Annotated in this window: 6 protein-coding genes; 5 read left to right on the top strand and 1 reads right to left on the bottom strand. The window is 35.5% G+C overall.

The genetic code is table 11. From position 1 onward, the window contains the following. The 5 genes from BBH99_RS09205 to BBH99_RS09185 form a co-directional block, all read left to right on the top strand. Window positions 1-584, top strand: a 584-nt coding sequence (locus BBH99_RS09205; RefSeq protein ID WP_131799204.1) for an outer membrane beta-barrel protein, incomplete at its 5' end; no start/stop codon positions are given. A 140-nt stretch (window positions 585-724) separates the two neighbouring features. Next, window positions 725-1,222 (top strand): hypothetical protein, encoded by a 498-nt coding sequence (locus tag BBH99_RS09200; RefSeq protein WP_066694859.1) that lies wholly within the window; start codon window positions 725-727, stop codon window positions 1,220-1,222. Window positions 1,223-1,672: 450 nt separating this feature from the next. Continuing rightward, a complete protein-coding gene (locus BBH99_RS09195) occupies window positions 1,673-2,335 on the top strand; it encodes an outer membrane beta-barrel protein (protein WP_066694857.1) in 663 nt (220 codons plus the stop codon). An 82-nt stretch (window positions 2,336-2,417) separates the two neighbouring features. Next, window positions 2,418-3,068 (top strand): porin family protein, encoded by a 651-nt coding sequence (locus BBH99_RS09190; protein ID WP_066694856.1) that lies wholly within the window; start codon window positions 2,418-2,420, stop codon window positions 3,066-3,068. Window positions 3,069-3,085: 17 nt separating this feature from the next. Continuing rightward, the gene (locus BBH99_RS09185; protein ID WP_066694855.1) at window positions 3,086-3,745 is read left to right on the top strand and encodes an OmpW family outer membrane protein; all 660 of its coding nucleotides are present in this window, start codon (window positions 3,086-3,088) and stop codon (window positions 3,743-3,745) included. Between the two features lie 78 nt (window positions 3,746-3,823). Here BBH99_RS09185 and ffh read toward each other — a convergent pair whose 3' ends face one another. Next, on the bottom strand, window positions 3,824-5,185 hold the full coding sequence (gene ffh, locus BBH99_RS09180; protein ID WP_066694853.1) for a signal recognition particle protein: 1,362 nt from the start codon (window positions 5,183-5,185) through the stop codon (window positions 3,824-3,826). Window positions 5,186-5,458: the final 273 nt, after the last annotated feature.

The raw sequence follows: 5,458 nt of genomic DNA, 5'->3' as shown, positions 1-5,458 counted from the left end.
CATTATCTACTTTAAAAATGAAGGCTGATGGGCATTCTGAAACTTCAGATCCAATGCATACATTCTATGTTGGAGGATTGGTAGAGCACAAATTCGGAGATAAGTTTGGTATTCAGGGAGAAGTTCTTTATTCACCGCTAGGAGGTAAAGTAGATGAAACAGGAGCTTTTGAGGGAGATTTTGAAGGGAATGCCCGTGTGAAAGCTAAAACAACTTTCGGAACTTTATTGATCCCTGTTTCTGCAAAGTATTTTATTACTGAGAATTTAGCAGTTTCTGCTGGTGCTAGTTTCGGTATCATCCTTACTGCAAAAGCAAAATATGAAGTGACAGGAGGTGCTCAGATTCCTGAAGAAATGGCTACAGAATTTGGAATTGGAGATAAAGTGGATGTCAAAGATCAGACTAATACTTTAAATATTGCTCCTTTCGTTGGTGCTGAATATTCTTTAGAAAATGGATTATTCTTTGATGCAAGATATAACTATGGTGTGTCTAACTTAGCTAAACATGCAGATGGAGACGGTAAATTAACTAACAGTTTCTTGCAGGTAGGTGTAGGTTTCAAATTCGGAGGAAACTAATCCAAACAATAAAAAATAAACGTAGAAAACAGGACAAAATTTGTCCTGTTTTTTATTTTAAAGAATACCATTTGACAGGAATATGCTTCAATGATGAAAATAATTAGTATTTTTGATGCGTAAAATTTAAACTTAAGAAAATGAAAAAGCTATTATTAGTTGGTGCTTTTGCACTTTTAGGAGGTGCTGCTCAGGCGCAGGAAGGTTTAAAATTAGGTGGACACATTGGTGTTCCTGTATCTGATGCAAGTAATGTATCTTCATTTACACTGGGTGTAGATGGTGCTTATATGTGGAATATTGCTAAAGGTTTCGACCTTGGGGTAGCAACAGGATATTCTCACTTCTTCGGAAAAGATAATTTTGATGATTTCGGATTTATTCCTGTAGCAGTTTCCGGGAAATATAAGTTCAAAGGAGCGCCTATTTTTGTAGGACTAGACTTAGGATACGGAATTTCTACTAAAGATGGGGTAGATGGAGGTTTCTATGCACAGCCTAAATTCGGATACCAGATGTCTAAAGGAGAATTGTACATAGGATACCAGTCTATCAGCAACAGACGTGACCACGGTTGGTACAGAGAAGACTGGAACGTAGGTGCTGTTAACCTGGGTTACAACTTCTTCATTAAATAAGAATATGTTGAAATAACATAAAAAACTCCGGCCGAAGGCCGGAGTTTTTTATTGAATGTAGTATTCATACTAATAAAATATAGCTATGTTGTTCTATTATATTGCACCAAGACAGCCAAATTACCTTTGAATTATAAACATTTGTTTAATTTTTAAGGGTTAATTTCCTAAAAATTAACATTTTAACAAGATTATTTTGGTCTTATTTTACCAATTTATGATGATTTTACTAAAGTTTTTAAATTTTAAAAAGCAAATATATCAGGCTCTGGTTGATAAATTGTAGTTTTTTTATTCATAATATTGTGAAAAACTCAAAAGACTCTCGCTAATATGATTTATTTTTATAAAACATTAAATTTTAACAATGATATTAATCACATTAACAAATTTTAATATTAGTGGGGACCACTGTAAATTTGCCCTCAGAAAGTATTAAAATTTTTTAAAATGAAAAAAATATTATTAGCGGGTGCTGTTGCACTTTTCGGATTATCAAATGCTCAGATTGCTAAAGGTACTACATACATTTCAGGTCAATTAGGGTATTCTCAGAACGAAAACAACAATAACGATACTAAAATCGAGAGCTTCAAAGTTCTTCCAACTGTAGGTTATTTCGTAAACACTAACCTAGCTGTAGGTTTAGGTGTAGGTTACAAAAACGATAACGTTAAAGTAACTAAAGAAGAAACTATGGCTGGTTCTACTTTCGTTGGAGAAAACAAAAATACAACTTCTGCATTTGTTGTTGCTCCATTCGTAAGAAAATACTGGACTTTAGGTGATAAATTATACATCTTCGGTCAATTAGAAGTTCCTATGGAATTCGGTCAGTACAAAGAAGAAACTGAATCTACTTTAACAACTGGTTCTACTGTAACTAGAAAATCTACTTCTGACAAAGCTAACTACACTTCAATCGGAGTTAACGTTAAGCCAGGTTTAGATTATTTCTTAAACAAGAACTGGTCTATCGAAGCTACTTTTGGTGAGTTTGGTTACAACACAAACAAATTAGATGTAGACGGAGCTAAGAGAGTAAACGATTATAAATTCGGATTGAATTTATCTTCTGTAACTTTCGGAGTTAAGTATGTATTTGCAAAATAATAAACAAAGCATATAACAAGAAGCCCTGAGAATTCTCAGGGCTTTTTTGTATTTTTGCGGACATTTTTTAAATATAATAATCATGAAAAAAATCTTATTGGCATCTGCAATTGCTCTATTTGCAGGGCTTAATGCACAAACTAAATTTGGAGTAAAAGCTGGGTATGCTTTATCAACATTGAATTCTAATGATGATAATTTTGAAATCGATGGGATCAAAGCCAGTATGGAGTCAAAATCAGGATTCTATATTGGTGGATTGGTTGAGCATAAATTCAATAATAAATTTGCTTTACAGGGAGAAGTAGAATATGCAAATCTGGGAGGTAAAGCGGTTGTGAAAGCATATGGTGTTACCGTAACAGAAAAGCTTAATTTTAACAGAATTGTGATTCCTGTATCAGCAAGATATTATGCTACACCGGAATTGGGATTGTATGCGGGTCCATATGTGAGCTTTAGAACCAATACAAAAGTAAAGATGGAGGTGAGTGGAGCTCCTTCCGATCAGGCAGCTTTACATGAAGGGGAGAGATATATGGAAGACTCTTTTGATAATGGGCTTAAGTCTACGGAGTTTGGTCTGTTCCTTGGGGGAGATTATATCGTTTATAAAGGACTATTTCTAGATGCCCGTTATAGCTTTGGTCTTACGAATATGATTAAAAAGCCAGTAGATGGTGAAAAACTAAAGATGAACTTCTTACAGCTTGGAGTAGGATATAAATTTTAACAACTTAATTAATAATCATGAAAAAACTATTATTAGCAGGTGCAGTAGCACTTTTCGGGCTTTCTAATGCCCAAATGACTAAAGGGGACTGGGTAATCAGCGGAAACACAGGAATGGGTTTCAACAATACGACAACTACAGTAAAAGTAGGGGGTAAGTCTACTGATGGTCCAAAAGTAAATACATTCTCAATAACTCCTTCTGTAGGGTATTTCGTAATTGATAAATTAGCAGTGGGCCTTGACTTGGGGTATGTTAACACTACAACTAAATATCAGGGGCTTAAGTCTACAAATTCTACGTTCTCTGTAATGCCTACGGCTACTTATTATTTTACAAATTCAAGCAAATTTGTACCATTCTTAGGAGCTGGGATTGGATATGCTTCCAACAAGACAAAGTATTCTTTTTATAAGGACATCAATAATGAAGGGCTTGATCCTTTGTTGATGCAGGATACGGAGACTACTACCGATGGTTTAGCATGGAAAGTAAAAGGGGGAGTAACGTATATGGCGACTTCATCATTAGGAATCAATTTAGGGATTTCTTATGATCAGTTTTCAAATAAGGAAACTGTCATGAATACGGATATTAAGACAAATATTAAAACTTTCGGTGTGAATGTTGGTTTCTCTTATTTCATCAAGGGCAAAGCACAGAAATCCGATAAATAATCAGTTTATTAAAGCTAAAAACAAAAAATCCGGCTCAATTTTGAGCCGGATTTTATATTTTGATTAGATTGCTTTTGATTATTTTCCAAACATTCCACCCATTCCAGGCATATTTGGCATTTTGCTCATCATCTGCATCATTTGCTTTCCTTGAGGTCCCTGCATCATCTTCATCATTTTACCCATTTGATCAAATTGTTTCATCAATTGATTCACATCTTCAATCTTTCTCCCTGCACCTCTTGCAATTCTGTTCTTTCTCTGCGTATTGATGATGGAAGGCTTTCTTCTCTCTTCAGGTGTCATAGAGTAAATGATCGCTTCAATATGCTTAAAGGCATCATCACTGATCTCTACATCCTTGATGGCTTTTCCAACCCCAGGAATCATTCCCATTAGGTCTTTCATGTTACCCATCTTCTTGATCTGGTTGATCTGCTTTAAGAAATCGTCGAAACCAAACTCGTTTTTAGCGATTTTCTTGTGAAGTTTTTTAGCTTCTTCTTCATCAAACTGCTCCTGAGCTCTTTCTACTAAGGAAACAACGTCTCCCATTCCTAAGATTCTGTCTGCCATCCTTTCCGGGTAGAAAAGGTCTAAGGCTTCCATTTTCTCACCTGTAGAAATGAATTTGATTGGTTTTTCAACCACAGAACGGATTGTTAAAGCAGCACCCCCTCTTGTATCACCATCTAATTTGGTTAAAACAACTCCGTCAAAGTTTAGGGCATCATTGAAGGCTTTAGCAGTATTTACAGCATCCTGACCTGTCATTGAGTCAACAACGAATAACGTTTCATTAGGCTTAATGAAGTAATGAACAGATTTAATCTCGTTCATCATCTGCTCATCAATCGCTAAACGACCTGCCGTATCCACAATTACTACATCATGGTTGTTAGCTTTTGCAAAATTGATTGCGTTTTCAGCAATCGTAGAAGGGTTGGTAGCTCCTTCTTCAGTATAAACAGGAACATTAATCTGTCCTCCTAATACCTTTAACTGATCAATTGCCGCAGGACGGTAAACGTCACACGCTACCAATAAAGGCTTTTTATTTCTTTTTGTTTGTAAATAATGAGCAAGCTTTCCGGAGAAAGTAGTTTTACCGGAACCTTGAAGACCTGCAATAAGGATTACAGATGGCTTTCCTGAAAGGTTGATCCCTTCCTGAGAACCTCCCATTAGATCCACTAATTCATCGTGAACAATTTTCGTCATCAACTGTCCCGGAGTAAGGGAAGTAAGAACGTTTTGGCCTAATGCCTTATCCTGAACTCTTTTAGTAAGATCTTTTGCAACTTTATAGTTAACGTCGGCATCCACCAGTGCTCTACGGATTTCCTTTACGGTTTCCGCCACATTGATTTCGGTAATTTTTCCACGTCCGGAAATATTATGTAATGCCTTATCTAATTTATCCTGTAAACTATTAAACATATTTATTGTAAATTATAGGTTTGCAAAAATAAGGAATTTTTAAGAAACCTGAGTATGATAGACTTAATATTATGAGGATTTGATTGAAGTTGGAAGCTGGAAGCGGGGAGAAGGAAGTTTTTTGAGGCCGATAAAAGTAAACAAGATTCTTTATGAGATATTTTGTTGGGAAACTTGAGTGTGATAGTTTTAATATTATGAGGATTTGATTGAAGTTGGAAGCTGGAAGCGGGGAGAAGGAAGCTTTTTGAGGCCGATAAAAGTAAACAAGAT

This window comes from Chryseobacterium contaminans, from assembly GCF_001684955.1.
Taxonomy (GTDB): Bacteria; Bacteroidota; Bacteroidia; order Flavobacteriales; family Weeksellaceae; genus Chryseobacterium; species Chryseobacterium contaminans.
The sequence above is the reverse complement of the archived record's forward strand: the minus strand, read 5'-3'. Positions and strand labels throughout refer to the sequence as shown.

Bases quoted from the DNA above. Each gene is read 5' to 3' on its own strand.
- BBH99_RS09190 (WP_066694856.1), top strand. From the start codon at position 2,418: ATGAAAAAAATCTTATTGGCATCTGCAATTGCTCTATTTGCAGGGCTT.
- BBH99_RS09185 (WP_066694855.1), top strand. From the start codon at position 3,086: ATGAAAAAACTATTATTAGCAGGTGCAGTAGCACTTTTCGGGCTTTCT.
- BBH99_RS09195 (WP_066694857.1), top strand. From the start codon at position 1,673: ATGAAAAAAATATTATTAGCGGGTGCTGTTGCACTTTTCGGATTATCA.
- ffh (WP_066694853.1), bottom strand. From the start codon at position 5,185: ATGTTTAATAGTTTACAGGATAAATTAGATAAGGCATTACATAATATT.
- BBH99_RS09200 (WP_066694859.1), top strand. From the start codon at position 725: ATGAAAAAGCTATTATTAGTTGGTGCTTTTGCACTTTTAGGAGGTGCT.